We start from the raw sequence: 20,139 nt of genomic DNA on the forward strand, positions 1-20,139 counted from the left end.
GCCGGGTGGCGGTCCTCGGAGCCGCTCTCCGAGGACCGACGCGTTGTCACGGACGGACCGGCGGCCCTACGGTTTCGGGCGTGCTGCCTTTGGTGGAAACGGACGAGGAATGGGACACGGTCGTCCCGGACGAGACGGTCATGCGGGCCGGTGCCCAGGACCTCTGCGTACGACTCGGGTTGGCCGGCGCACCACTGACCCGCTTCCCCGAGGGGTCACAACCGGTCTACGCGGTGGGCGACGACCTCGTCCTCAAGCTCTTCCCCTCGGCCGCCGCCCGCGACGGCGTCGCCGAGGGCCGGGTGCTGTCCCACCTCCAGGGGCTGCTGCCCGTGCCCACACCCCGGGCGCACGGCTTCGGCCCGTACGAGAACGGCCGGCAGTACGTCCTGATGTCCCGCCTGCACGGCGAGAACCTGGCCCACGCCAGGGGGCGGCTGCCCCGGGCCGACCACGAGCGGCTCGTCGCCGACGTCGGCGAGACCCTCGCCGTGCTCCACACCCTCGACCCCGATCCCCTCGCGGATGTCCTCGGGCCCGGGGACTGGGGCGCGTTCCTGGACCGTCGCCGGGCGGCCGTCGTCGAGCAGCAGCGCCAAAAGGGGCTGCCGGCCGCCTGGCTGGAGCAGATCCCCGACTTCCTCGCCTCGGTCGACCTCCCACGCGCCCCACGGCCCGCCCTGCTGCACACCGAGGTCATGGCCCAGCACTTCCTCGTCGATCCCGGTGCCCGCCGGCTGACCGGCCTCTTCGACTTCGAGCCGGCCATGATCGGCGACAGGGCCTACGACTTCGTCGGCGTCGGCCTCTTCGTGACCCGCGGGGACCCCCGACTGCCGGCCCGCCTCACCGCGTCGTACGGCCGCGCCTTCGAACCCACCGAACTGCTCGCGTACACACTGCTGCACGTGTACAGCAACCTGCCCTGGTACCTGCGCGAACTGCACGCGCCCGCCGAGGCAACGCTGACCTCGCTCGCCGAGGCATGGTTCGGTACGGCGTGACGCGCGAGGGGCTCGGTGACGTGGCGACGCGCCTCACCGGGCGCCCCGTCACCGAGGTGCGCCCGCTGTCCGCAACGCTCGCCGAAGTCACCCTCGCCGACGGGCGGGTGGTCATGCTGAAGGCGGGGGAGGAGCCCGGAGCGGTCGAGGCAGAGGCGGCCGGGCTGCGCTGGCTGGCCGACGCGGACGCGGTCCGGGTCCCGGTCGTGCACGGCCACGACGGACGTCGACTGGTGATCGACCGGGTCCCGCAGGGCCGCCCTGCCGGCGGCGCGGCGGTCCGGTTCGGCCGCGACCTCGCCGCCCTGCACGCCGCCGGGGCACCCGCGTTCGGCGCCCCGCCGCCCGGCGGCCCGAGGGACGCGTACATCGGGCACGCCCCGATGCGGAACGCCGACGGCACCGACTGGCCGTCCTGGTACGCCGAGCACCGGGTGCTGCCCTATCTGCGCCGCGCGGTCGACGACGGCACCGTACGCCCCGCCGAGGCCCGCGTGATCGAAGAGGTCTGCGCGCGCCTGCCCGAGCTGGCGGGCCCGGCCGAACCGCCCGCCCGACTCCACGGCGACCTGTGGAACGGCAACGTCCTGTGGGGCACCGACGGCGAGGTGTGGCTGATCGACCCGGCCGCGCACGGCGGCCACCGCGAGACCGACCTGGCGATGCTGCACCTCTTCGGCTGCCCCCACCTGGACCGGGTGCTGGACGGCTACCAGCAGGCCGCGCCGCTCGCCGACGGCTGGGCGGACCGCATCGGGCTGCACCAGCTCTTCCCGCTGCTGGTGCACGCGGTGCTGTTCGGCCGCGGCTACGCCGAACAGGCCCTCGCACAAGCACGAACGGCCCTGGCGCGCTGATCCGCGCGCCAGGGCCGTCGTACGAACAACGCCTTTCGGCGTGACGTGGAGGGCGAGGAAAGCGAAGGGACTAATTTCAAGGGAGTTTGAGAAGGAAGCCCCTTCATGGCCTCGCCGTGATCAGACGTTAGCAGTCACTCGGGGATCAAGTCGCGCAGATTTTCGAGGGTGATGATCCGGGAGTCCGGGTGCAGCCCCTCGGGGCGCTCCAGACCGATGTAGGTGACCGGCCCGTCCGGGGTGGAGCCGCCGTCCCACAACGCCATGCCCGTCGCGCTGTCGGCCATCAGCTCCGTCAGGTACCGCACCGTCAGCTGCTCGCGCTCGACGATGCCGCGCAGCAGCGTGGCGACCGAGACGCGGTTGCCCTCGACCCGGTTCGACGTCGGCGTGCCCTTCAGGTACAGGTGCAGCCACTTGGCACGCCACCGGCCGTCCTCGCCCCGCAGGAACGCCAGCGGCAGCGCCACCCGGCCGGGACCGCGCAGCTCCGACTTCATCCGCACCGTGCGCGCCTCGAACGGGCGGCCCTGCTGCTCGCCGTCACGCAGCATGAACCCGAAGAACGACTCCTCGACCTCCTCGAAGCCCTCCCCCGAGAAGAGGTTGACCTGCGGGACGATGAAGGTGCCCCGCACGGCGCCAAGACGCAGGTTGATGAACTCCGAGGCCCCCTCGGGCGCTTCGACGATGTCGCCGGAGTGCTCACCGTCCACGGCGGAGAGGTTCGTGTACGACAGCCAGGAGACGGTTTCGTAGTCGGCGCCCAGCATCAGCGCCGACAGGTCGTAGTCCGTGTTGCGTTCGGTCTGCTTCCAGTACACGAAGAAGCGCAGCAGCTCGCCGTCGACCGGGGAGACCGAGCCGCGCGGCAGCACGCCGAGACCCGCCGCCGTCGCCTTCCCGCTGAGCGGGAGCGCCACGTCGAGGACCGCGGGGTCGACCAACAGGTGCCCCGGAGCGGGGAGCCGGCGCCTCGTCTCCGCGTCGAGCGCGGCGATCAGACGGTCCCGCTGCGGGGCCGGCAGCGGCGGGCGGTCCTCGGGGGCGACCCAGGCACGGCCCATGCGGTTGATGAAGACACGTCGATGGCCGGACTCGTCGGCGCGGTTGTGCAGGTGTTCGCGCACCGACAGCACGACGCGCCCGGCGACCGAGGGAGCGGCCTCCTCGGCGGCGGCCACGACAGCCTCGCGCTCCTGCTCGCCGACGGCCGTGCGCAGCAGACGGTCCAGCGCCCGGAACAGCTTTCCAGGAGCGGACTTCAGCAACTCGGCCGCCGCCATCACGTCGCCCGCGCCGAGCAGCTCCTCGATGCGGCCGTCGAACGACCGCGCCTTCAACTCGCCCCGCGCGACGGCGAACACCTCGGCGGCATGCGGCCACCGCGGGTACTCGTGCGGGTGCAGCCGCTCGCCGAGCCGCTTGAACTCCTCGCGGTGCGCGTGCACGTCGGCGAGCTTGGCCGGAGCCTCGGCGACGACGCTGTCCAGACCGGCGAGCAGCGCGCGACGCGCCGGACGGGACAGCGCCCGGAACCGCGTCGGCTCCTGAAGGGTCACATCACCGCCCGACAGAGCGCACGCCAGGCGCAGCACGTCGGTGACGGTGTCCAGCAGCAGGTCCGCGCCCACCTTCAGACGGGCCTCGTTGACGACGGCACGGTTCTCCCGGACCGGAATCTCCTCCGGCCGGGGCCCGTTCGCGCAGTGCTCCGCGAGCGCCTTCAGGTCGCCGAGCCCCTCCTCGCCCAGCGGCGTCGCGCTGCCGGCCAGGGCCAGGTACAGGCCGGCGACCTCGTCGTCCAGTGCGCCGCCGAGGTGCAGCACCGTCATCCGGTCGCCCGCCGCGGCGATCAGCTCGTCGTGGGCGGCGAGCATCTCGGCGTACGTGTGCTGGTAGCGGCCGTACGACGGGAGGGTGAGCAGGTTCACCACACCCCGGCGCAGCTGCTCGAGGACGCCGACCCGTGCCCGGCTGTCGTCGAGGGCCTCGGCGATGCAGTGCATCCAGAAGTCGAACGTGTCCGGCACGTTGGCAGGGAAGTCGACGAAGTAGACGTTGTGCCCGACGTGGTCGCCGACCATCTCGCGGACCGTGCGCAGCGTGCGCACGGCGGTGTCGACGACCGTGCCCTCGGACAGACCCGACAGGCGCTCCAGCAACTGTGCCGACAGCTTGAAGCCGACGGACATCAGCGCGGCGTCGAACTGCCGCGCCGCGACGTCGCCCTCACCGGCGGGACCGGTGGGGGAGGGGAGGCGGTGGGTGTGCCGGACGACCAGCGGTTCCAGACTCTCGACCATCCCGCGATGATCGCAGAGCGGCGCCCGCCACCGCACCGGAGTTTTCGACCGGTGTTCGAGTCAGGAGGGCTGGTCCCGCTCGGCGTTCTTCTCCTTGATGCGCACCGCTTCCTTGCGCACCTCGGCCTGGGTGGCGCGCTCCTTCTCCAGCCACTCGGGCCGGTCCTGCTTGAGCGCCTCGATCTGCTCGGTGGTGAGCGGCTCCGTGACACCGCCGCGCGCCAGACCGGCGATGGAGACGCCGAGCTTCGCCGCGACGACCGGGCGAGGGTGCGGGCCGTTGCTGCGCAGCTCCTGCAGCCAGGCGGGCGGGTTCGCCTGGAGCTCGTTCAGCTCGGCGCGGGTGACGACTCCGTCCTGGAACTCCTGAGGGGTGGCCGGGAGGTACACACCCAGCTTCTTCGCCGCGGTCGCGGGCTTCATCGTCTGGGTGGTCTGGTGCGACTTCATGGTGTCAAGACTATCGACCGCCGACGAGAGGTCCGACCACGGCCGGTAGCCTGGCCTGGTGACAGGCTCCGCGGCATCCCCTTCGTTCCGGCTCGCATACGTCCCTGGCGTGACCCCCGGCAAGTGGGTGCGGATCTGGCAGGAACGCCTGCCGGACATCCCCCTGGAGCTCGTCGCCGTGCCGGCCGCCGAGGCATCCGGGGTGCTGCGCGCCGGCGACGCCGACGCGGCGCTCGTACGGCTCCCCGTCGACCGCATGGTCTTCAGCGCGATCCCCCTCTACACCGAGACGACGGTCGTCGTGGCTCCCAAGGACCACCTCGTCACAGCGGCCGACGAGTTGTCCGCCGAGGATCTCGCCGACGAGATCGTGCTGCACCCCCTCGACGACGTCCTCGACTGGGACCGGCCCCCCGGACAACCCGCCTTCGAACGCCCCGCCACCACCGAGGACGCGGTCGAACTCGTCGCCGCGGGCATCGGCCTCCTCGTCGTCCCCCAGTCCCTGGCCCGCCTGCACCACCGCAAGGACCTGACCTACCGCCCGCTCGTGGACGCCCCCCAGTCCGGCGTCGCCCTGGCCTGGCCCGAGGACGCGACGACCGACCTGGTCGAGGACTTCATCGGAATCGTCCGCGGCCGAACGGCCAACAGCACCCGCGGCCGCACCAAGCCGGAACCCGAGGCCGGGGCCCAGCGCAAGCGGCCCGAACAGAAGGGCGGCGCCCGGAAGCCGGCGGCCGGCAGGTCGGCCGGGCAGGGCTCCCGGGGCGGAGCCGGGAGCCCGTCCGGCTCGCGGGGCGGTGCCGGGCGTTCGGGCACTGCGGGCGGCTCCAAGGGAGCGCGACGCGGCAAACCCCGCCGCCGGTCCTAGGCCCTGTCGTCACCATCCCCCCTGCCGCGGGGCCACCCCCTCCGTGCGTCGAATCGCGGCGCCCCACAGGCGGGTCGCCGCGTCGCCGGCTGTCCCTGCCCAGGACCGGGGAGCGACAGGGCGAAGCGGGCCCGGCCACGCTCTCCGCTTCTCGCCGAGCGGCTGTATCGTCGCTGGTGCGACCAGCCGGACCGGCCTTCACGGGCCGGAACCAGGCGACAGCGAGACGGGAGCCGAGTGTGCGGGCGCGTGATCTGGCGGTGGAGTACGAGACGGTCGGCCTCGACAGCGACGCACTGGACGCCGCACGGCTGATGGCCGAGCACCGGCTGCCCGCCCTGCTGGTCGTCGACGAGCTGGGTGCGCCCCGGGCGATCCTGCCCGCCTCCCAGATGATCAAGGTGCTGGTGCCGGGATACGTCGTGGAGGACCCGACGCTCGCCGCGGTGGTCGACGAAGGCCACGCCGACCGGCTGTGCGAGGCGCTTGCGGGCCGGAAGGTGCGCGACTGTCTCTCGACGACCACACCCTCACCCGCGATCGCCGCGCCCGACGACACGGCGCTGGAGGTCGCGGCCCGGATGGCCCAGGTGCGCAGCCCGCTGGTCGCGGTCGTGGACGAGGACAAGGCAGGCGTCCGGCTGCTCGGCGTGATCACGGCATCCCATCTGCTGGAACGTCTGCTCGCCGCCGCCTCGTGACCGCGGGCCGACCGTGAACGACTGGCACAGCTGGGCGGCGCTCGTCGTGTTCGTCGGCGCCTACGCCCTGATCATCAGCGAGAAGATCCACCGCGTCGCCGTGGCCCTCGGCGGCGCGGGCCTGATGCTCGCGATCGGCGCGACCGACGACACCTCGGCCTTCTACTCCGAGCACGCCGGCATCGACTGGAACGTCATCTTCCTGCTGCTGGGCATGATGATGATCGTCGGCGTGCTGAAGCGGACCGGCATGTTCGAGTATCTGGCCATCTGGTCGGTGAAGCGGGCCAGGGCACGTCCGTACCGCGTGATGGCCATGCTCGTCGTGATCACCGCCTGCGCCTCCGCGCTGCTCGACAACGTCACCACGGTCCTGCTGGTCGCCCCGGTGACCCTGCTGGTCTGCGAACGACTCGCGCTGCCCGCGGCCCCGTTCCTGATCGCCGAGGTCTTCGCGTCGAACATCGGCGGCACCGCGACCCTGGTCGGCGACCCGCCCAACATCATCATCGCCAGCCGCGCCGGCCTTACCTTCAACGACTTCCTGATCCACCTCGCCCCGCTGGCCGCGGTGCTGGTCGTGGTCCTGCTGCTGCTGTGCCGGGTGATGTTCCGCAAGACCTTCGTCTACGACGAGGACCGCGCCGCCGAGGTGCTGGCGCTGGAGGAGCGGGAGGCCATCAAGGATCCACGGCTGCTGATCCAGGGCCTGGTGGTGCTGGCCCTGGTGGTCGCCGGGTTCGTCCTGCACCCGGTGCTGCACTACGAACCCAGCATCGTCGCCCTCCTCGGCGCGGGACTGCTCGTCGCCGTGTCCTCGGCCGACACCAACGAGGTCCTGGCCGAGGTGGAGTGGCCCACGCTGGCGTTCTTCGCCGGCCTGTTCATCATGATCGGCGGCCTGATCGAGACGGGCGTCATCGGCGAGGTGTCCCGCGCGCTCGCCGACGCGATCGGCACCGACGAGTTCGTCGGCTCCATGACGATGCTGAGCGCCTCCGCGGTGCTCTCGGGCGTCGTGGACAACATCCCGTACGTCGCCACGATGGCCCCGATCACCGCCGACCTGGTGCACAACATGGGCGGCGGCAACGACCACGTCATGTGGTGGGCGCTGGCACTGGGCGCCGACCTCGGCGGCAACGCCACCGCCATCGGCGCCTCCGCCAACGTGGTCGTCCTCGGCATCGCCGAACGCAACCGACAGCCCATCTCCTTCTGGCAGTTCACCCGTTACGGCCTGATCGTCACCGCCGTCACGGTGATCGTCTCCCTCGGCTACGTCTGGCTGCGCTACTTCGGGAGGTCCTGACGGCGGTGACGACGGATCCGCGGGGCGTCAGGCCGCGAAGGACGCCTTCCGCGCCGTACTCACCACCTTGTCGCCGTCGGCCCGGGCGAGCAGCCCGGCGGACACCCACGTGTCCACCACGGACCGCACCCGTGCGACCAGCGCACCCTTGCCGCTGAACGGGGCCGCGGCCCAGATCTCGTCCAGCAGCGTCGTGCCGTCGGCCTTCGCGGGGTTGGCCACGCCCGAGTCGACGGTGCCGAAGACCACGCGCGGTTCGGAACGCCGGAAGTAGGCGTGCGTCGGGTCCTCCGTCCCCTCGGAGAACGGGGCGAACTCGGTGCCGTCCAGGGTGTGGTGGAGCGGCTTGCCGGTCACGGGCGTGAGGGTGGGCAGCAGGTCGCCGGAGAGACCGGCGTTGGCGTACAGGCCGAACTGCAGGTAGTCCGTGGCCGGGTTGCGGGCGACGAGGTTGACCGGGCCGTAGAAGAGGGTCTGCAGCGACGGGTCGTCCAGGGCCTTCTCCACGCGCAGCCGGAAGGGCATGGAGACGCGCACGGTGTCGCCGGAGCGCCACGTCCGGGACACCGCGAAGTAGCTCCCGGGAGTCGGAGTGCCGGACACCGCACGGCCGTTGACCGTCACGCGGAAACCGGCCCTCGCCCAGGACGGCACGCGCAGGCGAAGCTCGAAGGCGGCGTGGCCGCCCCCGATCCTCAGCGTGGTCCCTTGCTCCACCGGATAGTCGGTGGTCTGGGTGACCGTGACGCCCTTCTCCGCCCAGGTCAGCGTGGACGGGCTGTAGAGGTTGACGTACAGGGCCGAGCCGTCGGCCTTCCTGAAGTACACCGAGTCCTGGTACTTCGTCGCGCTCTCCATGCCGGTGCCCTCGCAGCAGGTCGTGCCCTGCTTGGGCGTGTAGTCCCGCACATGACCGGGCGTCAGCCCGATGAAGTACGTGACGAGCGGCTTCTCCGCGTCGGCCTTGTCCTGCTTGGAGCCGAGCACCTGGTTGTAGAGCGCCCGCTCGTAGTAGTCCATGTACTTCGGGGACTGATCGTGGAAGAACAGCATCCGGCTGAGCTTCAGCATGTTGTACGCGCAGCAGGTCTCGGCGGTCGTCGAGCTGATCGTCCCCGCGATCACCCCGGAGGCCTTCCAGAACTCCGTGGTGCTGGTGCCGCCGATGCCGTACATGCGGCCCGGTACGACCATGCCCCAGAAGTTACGCGCGGCGGTGAGGTAACGCTCCTCGCCCGTCGCGTCGTACAGGCGGACCAGGCCGGTGAAGATCGGGATGTGCTGGTTGGCGTGCAGGCCGTCGAGGATGTCGGTGTTCGCGGCGCAGGCGTCGATGAGCTTGTCGAGGTCGAACAGCCTGGCCAGCGCGAGGTGTTCGGCCTTGCCGGTGAGCGAGTGCAGGTCGACGATCGCCTCGACGATGCCGCCGAACTCGCCGCTGGAGAAGATGCCCCACATCCGCTGGAGGGTGGCCTCGGGCAGCTTGGACAGCCGGGAGTACATCCAGTCGCACATGCCGGACGCGAGGTCGAGCGCCCGTGCGTCTTCGGTGGCGCTGTACGCGTCCAGCAGGCCCCTGAGGATCTTGTGCGCGGTGTAGTAGGGCGCCCACACCTTGGTGTAATCGGGGCTGGTCCTGGACTCCAGGTCGATGAACTGCGTCTCCGGGTACGCCGCCAGGAACCCGGGATGGCTGGGCGCTCCCCAGGTGCGGCGCAGGGTGGCGGTGAGGCCCCGTCCGGAGGCGTCCGCGAAGGTCGATCCCGTGGTCTCGTCGAAGGCGTAAGACGCGAGGTCGCCGCGGCCGGCGGAGGCCTCGGCGGCCCGGCTGCCCTGCAACTCGCCGATCTCGGCGGCGGTCAGGGCGTGCGACCAGACGTTGAACTCGTCGAAGGCGCCCGCGAAGACCGGGTCGGCGGAGTAGTTCGAGCGGCCGAGCCAGTTGTTGGCGAGGGCGCCGAGGGCCGCCGGGGTGAGGGACATCGAGGTGTTCCGGGCGACGGCCGTGCCGTTGACGTACAGCGTGCCCGTGCCGTCGGCGATCGTCACCGCCAGATGGCTCCACTGGTTCAGAGGCAGCGCGGCGGTGCCGTCGAGGCCCTGCTCGCCGCCGGGTCCGCCGGTGGTGATGGCGAAGCGGGGTACGCCGCCGGCGTTGCGCGCGGCCAGATACAGGTAACGCGTGGTGTCGTTGCCGAAGTCGAAGATCCGGGTCCAGTTGGCGCCGTGCGTGGGCTTCACCCAGGCGGACAGGGTGATCGCCGAGGCGCCGTCGAGGACGCCGGCGGGGAGATCGACGTACTGGTAGGAGCCGCGCACGTTCTCCGCCGAAGTCCCGAACCTCCCGGGGGAGTTCAGCACGACCGGGTCGTGGCGCAACGCCTCGCGCACCTCGGTCAGCGCCTCGACCATGGTGAGTGTCTTGTCGACGAAGACCTGCTCGCCGGTGCCGGCGTACGCCTGGGACAGCATGGTCAGGAAGTGGCCGGGGTAGTGGCCGCGCAGGTTGCCGTTGGCCTCCCCGTCCAGGCCCTCCCAGCCGCCGGGGGCGACCGCGCCGCCCGTGGCGAGACCGGCGTTGGCGCGAAACACCTGGAGCAGCCGGTTCACGTCGTAGCCGCGGGCATGGTCGAGCATCAACTGCCGCTTGTCGGCGAAGACGCCCGCCCCCAGCTTCACGTCCTCGAGCGCGAAGGGCCGTACGGTCCACACGGACGGTTCCTCCGAAACCGCGGCGACGGCCCGGCCGGTCGCCGCGTACGAGATGGCCGGGGTGACCGCGGCGAGCGCCGCGGCCTGGAAAAGGTGCCGTCTGGAGAGGGGCGGTGCCATGTGTGCGCCTCCACGAGTCCATGTTCACGAATGTCAGAGCGTGTTCGAAATATCGAACTTTGTGCGGGTAATCGACCAGACGATAGGGAGGGGACGGGGGAGCGTCAACGGGTCTGGAGCGTTCAATTCCGGCCGTTGGACGGGTTGCCGGCGTGATCGCCGGGGTTGATGATGCACCGGCGAAGGGTCCTGGCAGCCGGAATCTCCTGGCGTTTGCCCTTCTCGGCGTAGGCCCGCCGTGGCGCCCCCGGTGGCAGAATCTCCCCCGTGGACCGGGGGATCCTGGAGCGCGAGACCGAGCTGGTGCGACTGGCTGCGGCCGCCCGGGAGGCGGCGGACGGGGCCGGATCGGTGGTGCTCGTCTTCGGGGAGGCGGGGATCGGGAAGTCGAGCCTGGTGAAGGCCATGCCGGAGCGGCTCCCGGCCCGGGCCAGGATGCTCGTCGGGGAGTGCGACGACCTCGCCACGCGGCGGCCGCTCGGCCCGTTCCGCGACCTCGTCGGCTCTGTCGGCGCCGAGCTGGCGCGGGCCGTCACGGAGGGCGGCGACCGGCACCGCGTCTACGAGGCCCTGCACGAAGAACTGGCCGGGAACCCACATCCGACGGTACTCGTCGTCGAGGACGTCCACTGGGCCGACGAGGCCTCGCTGGACGCGCTGCGCTTCCTGGTGCGGCGCGTGGAACGGCTGCCCGCCCTTCTCGTCCTCACCTACCGGGACGACGAGTTGACCAGCGGGCACCCCCTGCGCCACCTCCTCGGCCAGGTCTCCCGAGTGCGGCGCGTCCACCGCCTCCCCCTGGCCCGCCTCTCCCTGGCCGCCGTACGCACGCTGAGCGCGCCCGGCCGGCTCGACCCCTCGCAGGTGTACGCCGTGACGTCGGGCAACCCCTTCTTCGTCGCCGAGGTGGTGGCCGCGGGCGGCACCGGGGCCGTGCCTCCGACCGTCGTCGACGCCGTGCTCGCCAGACTGCGCGGCCTCGACTCCGCCACCGTGGCCGCGCTGGAACAGCTCGCCGTGGTCCCCTCGGCCGTCGAACGCCCGCTCATCGACGTACTGCTCGGGGGCGGAGTGGCCGTACTGACGGCGGCCGAACAGCGCGGCCTGCTGGCCGTGGCCCCGGAGCGGGTCGTGTTCCGGCATGAACTGATCCGGCGGGCCATCGCCGACTCCCTGCCGGCCGCCCGCCGCATCGAGCTCAACCGCACCGTCCTCGCGGCGCTGGTCGCCCGGCCCGGCGCCGACACCGCCCGCATCGTCCACCACGCCGCCCAGGCCGGCGACCGGGACGCCATCGCCCGGTACGGGCCCGACGCCGCCAAGGACGCCGCGGGAGCCGGCGCCCACCGCGAGGCCGCCGCCCAACTCCGGCTCGTCCTGCGCGAACGGCACCGCTATGCCCCGGCCGAACTCGCCGACCTCCTCGAGCGTTATGCGGTGGAGTGCTACACCATCGCCGACTCGGCCGCCGCCGTCGCCGCCCAGCGGGACGCGGTCGCCCTGCGTCGCTCCCTCGGCGACGTCCGTGCCCTCGGCGCCGACCTGCGCTGGCTGTCGCGCATCCACTGGTGGGCCGGCGACGCCGACCCGGCCCAGGAAGCCGCCCGCGAGGCCGTCGCCGTCCTGGAACACGCGGGCGACGACCGGCTGCTGGCGCTCGCCGTCAGCAACACCGCCCAGCTGCGGATGCTGTCCGAGCGCTACGCCGAGGCCGTCACCCACGGCGAACGCGCCATCTCCCTGGCCCGGAAGGCGGGCGATCCGGCGATCCTGTCGCACGCCCTCAACAACGTCGGCACGGCCCGCTGGCGCGACGGAGACCCCGGCGGACGCCGTCAGTTGGAGGAGAGTCTCGAGGTCGCCCTCACCGCGGGCGAGGTCGAACACGCCTGCCGGGCCTACGCCAACATCATCTGGAACCTGCTCGACACCCTCCAGTACGCCGAGGCCGACCGCTTCCTGCCTCCGGCGATGGACCTGGCCGAGCGGGCCGAACACCTCGGCTTCCTCAGCTACCTGCACGTCGAGCTCGCCATGCGCCGGCTCGCGGCCGCCGACTGGGACGACGCGGAGAAACACGCCGAGTTCGGGATGCACGACTTCGTCCCCGCCCGCTGCCCCGCCCTGACCGTCCTCGCCCGGGTCCGCATCCGCCGCGGCGGTCCGCCCGGCGCCGGGGAACTCCTCGACGAGGCATGGGAGATCGCCGTACGGACCAGGGAACTCCAGCGCACCGGGCCCGTGGCGGTGGCCCGGGCGGAGGCGGCCTGGCTGCGCGGAGACCCGGCCGGGGTCGTCGCGGCCGCCGCACCCGTCTTCGCCCAGGCCCGCGACCTGCCGGGCGCCCCCTACCGCGCCGAGCTCGGTTACTGGCTCACCCTGGCCGGCCACCCGGTCCCGGCGGACGACACGGACCATCCGTACGCGCTGCAGGCCCGCGGGCAGTGGCGCCGGGCCGCGAAGCTCTGGCAGGCGGCGGGCTGCCCCTACGAGCACGCCGTGGCGCTCGCGCAGAGCGCGGAGCCCACCGACAAGCTCACCGCGCTCACCGCCCTCGACACGCTCGGCGCCGAGCCGCGGGCCCGGCTGATCCGCGCCGAACTGCGCGGCCTCGGCGTGCGGCACATCCCCCGCGGCCCGCTCGCGGCGACCCGCGACAACCCCGCCGGTCTCACGGAACGCCAGCTCCAGGTGGTGCGGCTGCTCGTCGACGGCCTGACCAACGCGGAGATCGCCGCCCGGCTGGTCGTGTCGGTCCGCACGGTCGACAACCACGTACGCGCGGTCCTGGACAAGCTGGGCGCGCCCACGCGGCGGCAGGCCGCGGTCCGCGCGACGGAGCTCGGGCTCCTGGACGACCGCCGGACCTAGGTATGCGGCGGGCCCGAGCTGGGTGACGGTCACGGATACCCGCACCCCCGCGAACGGAATAGAACGGGCGGATCGACCTGAAACGACTACGGGGGAACCGCATGTCCAGCACACCAGCCCAGGCGGCCCGACGCGAACTGACGCACTTCACCGGCGAGTTGACCGGCCCCGACGACACCGGCTACGAGGACGCCCGTGCCGTCTACAACGCGATGATCGACAAACGCCCGGCGCTCGTCGCACGCTGCGCCGACGCGGACGCCGTCGCCCGCCTGATCGGCTTCGCCCGCGCCCACGACCTCCCGCTCGCGGTCCGCGGCGGCGGTCACCACGGCGCCGGACTCGGCACCGTCGACGGGGGAGTGGTCGCCGACCTGTCGCCCCTGAAGGACATCCACGTCGACCCCGAGGCCCGCACGGTCCGGGTCGGCGGCGGCTGCGTGTGGGGAGAGGTCGACCGGGCCACCAACGCGCACGGCCTCGCCACCCCCAGCGGCATCATCTCCACCACCGGGGTCGGCGGCATCGCCACCGGCGGCGGACTCGGCCATCTGACCCGCAAGTGCGGCCTGACCATCGACAGCCTGCTGGAGGCCGATCTCGTCCTGGCCGACGGCCGGCAGGTCCGGGCGAGCGCCGACGAGAACAGTGACCTGTTCTGGGCGGTCCGGGGCGGCGGCGGCAACTTCGGCGTCGTCACCTCGTTCCTGTTCCGGCTGCACGAGGTGAGCACCGTCGTCGCCGGCCCGACCTTCTGGCCCGTCGAGATCAGCGCCGAAGTCCTCACCGCCTACCGGGACTTCCTCCCGACCGCGCCCCGCGACCTCACCGCCTTCTTCCTGTACGGCACCGTCCCGCCCGCCCCGCCGTTCCCCGAGGAGTTCCAACTGCGCAAGACGGCCGGCGTCGTGTGGTGCTACACGGGTGACGACACCGAGGCGGCCGCCCGGGAGATGGCCCCGCTGCTCGACGCCCTGCCGCAGCCGATGCTGCACGCGCCCGGGCCGATGCCGTATCCCGACATGCAGTCCATGTTCGACGGGCTCTACCCGCCCGGCCATCAGTGGTACTGGCGCGCCGACTTCGTCGACGAGATCCCGGACGAGGCCGTCGAACTGCACGCCAAGTTCGGCGCCGAGGTGCCGACCATGCAGTCGACGATGCACCTCTACCCGATCGACGGCGCCGCCCACGACGTCGGCCCGGACGAAACCCCCTGGGCCTACCGCGACGCACGCTGGGCGTCCGTCTACGCGGGCGTCGACCCCGACCCGGCCAACGCCGAGCTGGTCAAGCGGTGGACGGTCGACTACTTCGAGGCGCTGCACCCGTACTCGGCGGGCGGTGCCTACGTGAACATGATGATGGACGAGGGTCAGGAACGCGTCCGGGCCAGCTACCGCGGCAACTACGACCGCCTGGCCCGCATCAAGGCCGACCGCGACCCGGACAACGTCTTCCGCCTCAACCAGAACATCCGCCCGACCCCGGCACCGCGCCACGAAACACGCCCCTGAACCCACCAGACGGCGGCGAGCAGGTGGTGCCCCGGCTGCGGGACGGGGCACCACTTGGGCGTCCAGCGGGTCCGGCCGGCTCTCGGCGACGTCGATCTCGCCGCCGGGCGGCACCGCCGGCCTGAGGTACCGGGCCCTGGGCGAGGCCGCCGTCGGTCGGCTGTTGGTCGCCGGTCGGCTACCGAGGCGTCGCCGGAGCCGTCCGCACGAGCCAGTCGTACGCGGCCCGTGCCGTGAACTCGGCCTGTCCACCGCGCAGTAGCAGGTCGGCGGTGGCGAACTCCGGGGCGTCGGCCTGCACGGCGACGTAGGGGATCGCCAGGCAGCGCATCCCGGCCGCGTGGGCCGCGGCGGCGCCCGGAGCCGCGTCCTCCAGGACCACGCAGTCGCCCGGGTCCGAGCCGAGCCGGCGGGCCGCTTCCAGGAAGACGTCGGGGGCGGGCTTGCCGTGCGCGACCTCGTCGGCCGACACGACGGTGGTCAGAAAGGCGCCCAGGCCCGTGCCGGCCAGGATCGCGTCGATGGCCTCGGGCGACGAACCCGAGGCCACGGCCATCGGGACGCCCTCGCCCGCCAGCAGCTCCACGAACTTCCGCATCTCGGGATACACGGTGGTGGAGACGCGGGCCAGTTCCAGGTAGCGGCGGTTCAACTCGTCGAGCAGTTCGGTGCGCGGTGCCCGCACGCCGTACCGCTCCTGCCAGAGTCCGAGCGTCTCCCAGGTGCTGATACCCACGTACTGCTCGTTGTCCTGCCATGTGAAGTGGATGCCGTGCCCACCGAGCAGCTCGCGTGATGCTTCGTAGTAGTTCGGCTCGCTGTCCACAAGCGTTCCGTCGAGATCGAAGATGACCGAGAGGGCGCCGAGATCGCTCATGCCTTCACGATCTCAAAGGTGCTGTGCGCGCAGCGCGCCCGATCGACTCCACCAGCGGCAGCAGCCGGTACGGGACGCGCTCGCGCAGGGCCACCTCGGTGCGGGTGCGGACGACCCCCGGCAGGCTGATCAGCTTCTGGATCACGTCCTCCAGGTGAGCGTTGTCGCGCGCCACGACCCGGGTCAGCAGATCCCCGCCGCCCGTGATCGAGAAGACCTCGACGATCTCCGGTACGGCGGCCAGCGCGTCACCCACGTCGTCGAGGTGGCCCTGGGTGACCTCGATGTGCACGAACGCGAGCACCGGGTGGCCGAGCGCGGCGGGGGAGAGCGACGGCCCGGTGCCGGTGATCACCCCGTCCCGCTCCAGACGGTCGAGGCGGGCCTGGAGCGTGCCCCGGGCGACACCGAGGACGCGGGCGTACTCGCGCACGCTCGTGCGGGGCTGCTCCAGCAGCAGTCGCAGGATGCGGGTGTCGAGCTCGTCCACGGCCATGCGGTCAGCGCTCCTCGTACCTGGTCCGTTGGCCCGCCGATGGGCGGGCCGGAACCGTGATGTCTGTGCCAATGGTCCAGCATTCTAGGCAACACTTGAGCCAGGTGGGGCCTTGATGCTGTGATGGACACGTCGATGGCGCTGCGGATCCCGCGGCGCCTTTCTCATGCCGGAATCCGGAGGGGGCGGGGGAGCAGTGCTGAAGAGGGTGTTCATGGCGCCGGACCCGGGGCGGGCGCGGCTGCGCTTCGCCACCCGGGCCGTGCTGGGCATCGGAGGGGCGGTCGTCCTGTGCGGGCTCGCCGGGCACTCGCTCGTCGGTGCCGTCACCGGCGGACTCGCCGCGCTGCTGGCCCTGTTCACCGTCACGGACGCCACGGTCCGCGGCCAGGCCGTCACCACCGCGCTGCTGCCGGCCGTCGGCCTGCCCGTGCTCGCCGCCGCGGCCGAACTGCAGGACCACCCCGTCGCCCGGGACCTCACCTTCCTCGGCGTGGTCGGCGCGGGTGTGTACGCGCGACGCTGGGGCCCGCGCGGACACAGCCTCGGCGTGTTCGCGTTCATGACCTTCTTCGTGGCCCAGTTCCTGCACGCCACCACCGACCGGCTGCCCGAGCTGTACGCCGCCGTCCTGCTGTCCGTGCTCACCGCCGCGGCCGTCCGCTTCGGGCTGTGGTGCTACGAGCGCCGCCTGCCCCCCGCCCCCGTCCCCGCCCCGCCCGGCGGCACCGGCCTCGCCCGCGTGACCACCCGCCAGGCGATCCAGGCGACCGCAGGCGCGGGCTTCGCCCTCGTCGTGGGCCAGCTGGTGTCCGGCCAGCGCTGGTACTGGGCCGTCGGCGCCACCTGGTGGATCTTCGTCAACACCACCTCGCGCGGCGAGACCCTGGTCCGCGGCTTCCGCCGCGTCCTCGGCACGGTGGCCGGCATCGGCCTCGGCCTGCTCGTCGCCGTGCCCCTGAACGGCGCCGGGCTCCCCACGGCCGTACTGCTCACCGCCTGCGTCTTCGGCATCTTCTACTCGGCCGCCGTGTCCTACACCTGGATGATGCTCTGCGTGACACTCCTCGCGGAGCTCCTCTACGGCCTCCTGGGCGTCCTGGACCCCGCGCTGCTCGCCCTGCGGCTCGCGGAGACCGGGATCGGAGCGCTCGGCGCCATACTGGCGGTCCTCCTGGTGCTGCCCGTCACCACCCACACCGTCACCGAGGCCTGGATCGGGCGGGCCCTGCGCTGCGTCCACGCGTGCACCGCGGAGGCCGCCGCCCGCCTCGCGGGCTCCCCGAGCGTCGACCCGGTGTCCCGCGTGACCGAACTGGAGCAGCTGCTCGGCCGGGTACGGCTGTCGGTCGCCCCGCTCGTGCACCCGCTCAATCCGATGCTCGGCCGCAAGCGGCGCGCCCGCCGGGTGCTGGCCCTGCTCGACGACTGCGCCCGCGAGATCCGCGGCCTGGTCGCCATCGCCGCCGACCCTCAGGCCTCGCACGACGCCCGCCTCGCCGCCGCCTGCCGGCGCGTGGAGGCCGCGGTCGAGGCGCTCATCGGCGACGGGCTCAGCGCGGGCGCCCGCGAGCACATCACGGTGCCCGCGCCCCGGCCGCCCGCCGCGGAAGCCGCGCTGGCCCACCTCCACGGCCTGGAGCGCGCCCTCGCGGAACTCGCCATGCCCCTGCGGACGCCGCCGGGTTCACCGCTGGTCGGCGCCTGAGCCGCCGGTCAGGACGCTGCCCGCGCGGCCCGGCGGTCCCGGTCGGCCGCCTTGTTGCAGTCCGGTGAATCCCGTCCTTTTGGTCTAGACCTAGCATGATCGGCTGCTACCGTCACCCCGAACGGCACCGGACGACAGGGGACTGCGGTGGCAGACGGCGGCAGGCGGCGACAGCGGGCCTTCATCGGGTCCTTCACGGCGGCCGGGGGTCCGGGGATCGTGACGGCGGAGGTGGACGCGTCCACCGGCGCGCTCACCGTACTCAGCAGCCTGGACGGCCTCCCCGACCCGTCGTACCTCGCCCTGGCTCCGGACGGAGACACGCTGTACGCGGTCAGTGAGACGGCCGCGGGCGCGGTGGCCGCGTACCGCGTGAGCGGCGACAAGCCCGAGCCGGCCGGCCCGCCCGTGCCGATCGACGGGAACGGCCCCACCCACCTCAGCGTCCACGCCCGCCACGTCCTGACCGCCAACTACGGCTCCGGCAGCGTCACCGCCGTGCCCGTCCGCTCCGACGGAACCCTCGCCGGCGCCCCCTCCGGAGTGCTCCGGCACACCGGCTCGGGCCCGCACACGCCCCGCCAGCAGGGGCCGCACGCGCACCAGGTGCAGCCCGACCCGAGTGGACGCTGGACCGTCAGTGTCGACCTCGGCACCGACTCCGTGCGCGTGTGCACACTGACCGACGGCGCTCCAGTACTGCACCGGGAGACCGCCCTGCGGCCCGGCTCGGGGCCGCGCCACCTCGTCTTCCACCCCGACGGCTCGTACGCCTACGTCGTCAACGAACTCACCCCGACCGTCACCGTGTGCCGCTGGGAGGCCACGGACGGCACGCTGAAGCCACTGGCGGAGGCGCAGGTCCTGCCCGGTTCCCCGACCGGCGACGCCTACCCGTCGGGCATCGCCGTCTCGCCCGACGGCCGCTTCGTGTGGACCGCCACCCGGGGCGAGGACGTCCTGTCGACGTTCGCCGTCGAGCGGGACGGACTGCGGCTGATCGGCACGGTGCCCTGCGGCGGCCACTGGCCGCGGGACATCACCGTGTCGGGCGGTTTCCTGTACGCCGCGAACGAGCGCTCCGGCGACGTCTCCTGGTTCGCCGTCGACCCGGACACGGGACTGCCGCGCCACGGCGGCTCGGTCGAGGTCCCCGCGGCGTCCTGCGTGGTCATCGGCTGAGCCGCAGCCGCCGCCGGAGCCCCACCGGGCCCCGGCCGGCCCCCGGCCCCGGACATGGCGAGGGCCCGCTCCCTGTACGTGGAGCGGGCCCTTCGCCGTACGAACGTGCCGTGCGCGTCAGCGGACCGGCGCGCCCTGCGGCTGCGGCGGGGCGATGCCCAGCGCGGTCGTGTACTTGGCCAGGGCGAGCTTGCCGATGGCCGGGTACGGGCCGAGCGGCTCGGCGGCGGAGCAGTCCGCCTCCTTGGCAGCCTCCGCGACCAGCGCCGGGTCGATCTCCGGCCCTATCAGGTACGGCGCCAGCGCCAGCTGCTGCGAGCCCGAGGAGCGGAGCTGATCGGCGACGGACGCGATCGAGCCGTCCTGGTCCAGTGCCGCGGCCATCACCGGCACGGCCAGGCGCGCGGCGAGCAGCATGCCGGTGATCCCGGCCGCCTGTACCGCCTCCTCGCCGCCCACCGAGGCCAGGATGATGCCGTCCGCGGCGGTCGCCACGGTGAACAGGCGGGCGCGGTCGGCGCGGGCCAGACCGGCCTCCGACAGCCGGACGTGCAGCGCCTCGGCGAGCAGCGGGTGCGGGCCCAGCACATCGGTCAGGTCGGCCGCGATCCGGCTGTCCATCACGGCCTGGCGGATCCGGCGCAGCAGCGCGCTGTCCGGGCCCGCCAGCAGCGGCACGACGACGGCCACGGGGCCGTCCGGCTCCCTGACGTCCACACCGGCGGCCTTGGCCTGTTCGTAGCGGGCGGCACGCTCCTCGGCGGCGTGCACCAGCACGGCCTGCAGCGTGGGGAACTCCGCGTCGTCCCCGTCGAGGTACCCGATCCGGGCGTCCAGACCGGGGAGCTCGGAGCGCGCGATGCTCACGACCTCCTCGGCGAGACTGCGCGTGGCGATGCCCGGCGTGCCCGGCACCGCGAGCAGGAGCGCGGGCGCGCCCTCGGGAGCCGCCAGCGGCTCGGGTCGGCGGTGCCGCCCGGGCTGGCGAGGTCGCGGCATTCGTACTGGCAGGCCGGACGCGGGCCCAGTGGGGGAGCTCATGGCGTCGCATGTTACTGGCTTCTTGGGTTCCCCTGTTCGGGGAGGGTGCAGGTGAGCGGTATCCGTCCGGTTTTGTCTGATGAGTTACGTACGGATCAGAAGTGATCAGCG

15 protein-coding genes are annotated in these 20,139 nt (G+C 72.7%); 9 read left to right on the plus strand and 6 right to left on the minus strand.

From position 1 onward, the window contains the following. The first annotated feature begins 80 nt into the window (after positions 1-80). Both ADK57_RS22315 and ADK57_RS22320 read left to right on the plus strand, forming a co-directional pair. Positions 81-1,004 carry a phosphotransferase family protein gene (locus ADK57_RS22315; protein WP_053751285.1) on the plus strand — a complete coding sequence of 308 codons (924 nt, stop codon included), beginning with the start codon at positions 81-83 and terminating at the stop codon, positions 1,002-1,004. Next, positions 1,001-1,861 (plus strand): fructosamine kinase family protein, encoded by an 861-nt coding sequence (locus ADK57_RS22320; RefSeq protein WP_234390363.1) that lies wholly within the window; start codon positions 1,001-1,003, stop codon positions 1,859-1,861. Before ADK57_RS22315 ends, ADK57_RS22320 begins: the two co-directional genes overlap by 4 nt. 134 nt (positions 1,862-1,995) lie before the next feature. On the opposite strand, the gene ADK57_RS22325 is transcribed toward ADK57_RS22320, so the two are convergent. Both ADK57_RS22325 and ADK57_RS22330 read right to left on the minus strand, forming a co-directional pair. Continuing rightward, the gene (locus ADK57_RS22325) at positions 1,996-4,167 is read right to left on the minus strand and encodes a TerD family protein (protein WP_053751286.1); all 2,172 of its coding nucleotides are present in this window, start codon (positions 4,165-4,167) and stop codon (positions 1,996-1,998) included. 60 nt (positions 4,168-4,227) lie between these two features. Further along, the gene (locus tag ADK57_RS22330) at positions 4,228-4,617 is read right to left on the minus strand and encodes a DUF5997 family protein (protein WP_053751287.1); all 390 of its coding nucleotides are present in this window, start codon (positions 4,615-4,617) and stop codon (positions 4,228-4,230) included. 58 nt (positions 4,618-4,675) lie between these two features. On the opposite strand from ADK57_RS22330, the gene ADK57_RS22335 reads away from it, so the two are divergent. From ADK57_RS22335 to ADK57_RS22345, 3 genes are all read left to right on the plus strand, one after another. Continuing rightward, positions 4,676-5,491 carry a LysR family transcriptional regulator substrate-binding protein gene (locus tag ADK57_RS22335; RefSeq protein ID WP_078973272.1) on the plus strand — a complete coding sequence of 272 codons (816 nt, stop codon included), beginning with the start codon at positions 4,676-4,678 and terminating at the stop codon, positions 5,489-5,491. A 239-nt stretch (positions 5,492-5,730) separates the two neighbouring features. Further along, a complete protein-coding gene (locus ADK57_RS22340) occupies positions 5,731-6,192 on the plus strand; it encodes a CBS domain-containing protein (protein ID WP_053751289.1) in 462 nt (153 codons plus the stop codon). Between the two features lie 13 nt (positions 6,193-6,205). Continuing rightward, positions 6,206-7,504: an SLC13 family permease gene (locus ADK57_RS22345; protein WP_053751290.1), complete on the plus strand. Its 1,299-nt coding sequence runs from the start codon at positions 6,206-6,208 to the stop codon at positions 7,502-7,504. 27 nt (positions 7,505-7,531) lie between these two features. On the opposite strand, the gene ADK57_RS22350 is transcribed toward ADK57_RS22345, so the two are convergent. Further along, entirely contained in the window at positions 7,532-10,336 is a 2,805-nt protein-coding gene (locus tag ADK57_RS22350; RefSeq protein WP_053751291.1) for a beta-L-arabinofuranosidase domain-containing protein, read from the minus strand. 267 nt (positions 10,337-10,603) lie between these two features. Here ADK57_RS22350 and ADK57_RS22355 point away from each other — a divergent pair, with 267 nt between their 5' ends. Further along, positions 10,604-13,207, plus strand: coding sequence for an ATP-binding protein (locus ADK57_RS22355; RefSeq protein WP_053751292.1), 2,604 nt, complete (start codon positions 10,604-10,606; stop codon positions 13,205-13,207). Between the two features lie 101 nt (positions 13,208-13,308). Continuing rightward, entirely contained in the window at positions 13,309-14,724 is a 1,416-nt protein-coding gene (locus tag ADK57_RS22360) for an FAD-binding oxidoreductase (RefSeq protein ID WP_053751293.1), read from the plus strand. A 178-nt stretch (positions 14,725-14,902) separates the two neighbouring features. Here ADK57_RS22360 and ADK57_RS22365 read toward each other — a convergent pair whose 3' ends face one another. Together ADK57_RS22365 and ADK57_RS22370 are read right to left on the minus strand one after the other, a co-directional pair. Then, the gene (locus ADK57_RS22365; protein ID WP_053751294.1) at positions 14,903-15,601 is read right to left on the minus strand and encodes an HAD family hydrolase; all 699 of its coding nucleotides are present in this window, start codon (positions 15,599-15,601) and stop codon (positions 14,903-14,905) included. Positions 15,602-15,605: 4 nt separating this feature from the next. Beyond that, positions 15,606-16,097, minus strand: coding sequence for an Lrp/AsnC family transcriptional regulator (locus tag ADK57_RS22370; protein WP_053751295.1), 492 nt, complete (start codon positions 16,095-16,097; stop codon positions 15,606-15,608). A 196-nt stretch (positions 16,098-16,293) separates the two neighbouring features. On the opposite strand from ADK57_RS22370, the gene ADK57_RS22375 reads away from it, so the two are divergent. Next, positions 16,294-17,805 carry an FUSC family protein gene (locus ADK57_RS22375; RefSeq protein WP_053751296.1) on the plus strand — a complete coding sequence of 504 codons (1,512 nt, stop codon included), beginning with the start codon at positions 16,294-16,296 and terminating at the stop codon, positions 17,803-17,805. Positions 17,806-17,952: 147 nt separating this feature from the next. Beyond that, positions 17,953-18,987: a lactonase family protein gene (locus ADK57_RS22380; protein WP_053751297.1), complete on the plus strand. Its 1,035-nt coding sequence runs from the start codon at positions 17,953-17,955 to the stop codon at positions 18,985-18,987. Between the two features lie 117 nt (positions 18,988-19,104). Here the strand turns inward: ADK57_RS22380 and ADK57_RS22385 are convergent, their stop codons facing one another. Next, positions 19,105-20,028 carry a sirohydrochlorin chelatase gene (locus ADK57_RS22385; RefSeq protein ID WP_107091619.1) on the minus strand — a complete coding sequence of 308 codons (924 nt, stop codon included), beginning with the start codon at positions 20,026-20,028 and terminating at the stop codon, positions 19,105-19,107. Positions 20,029-20,139 lie beyond the last annotated feature (111 nt).

Source organism: Streptomyces sp. MMG1533 (assembly GCF_001279775.1).
GTDB lineage: Bacteria > Actinomycetota > Actinomycetes > Streptomycetales > Streptomycetaceae > Streptomyces.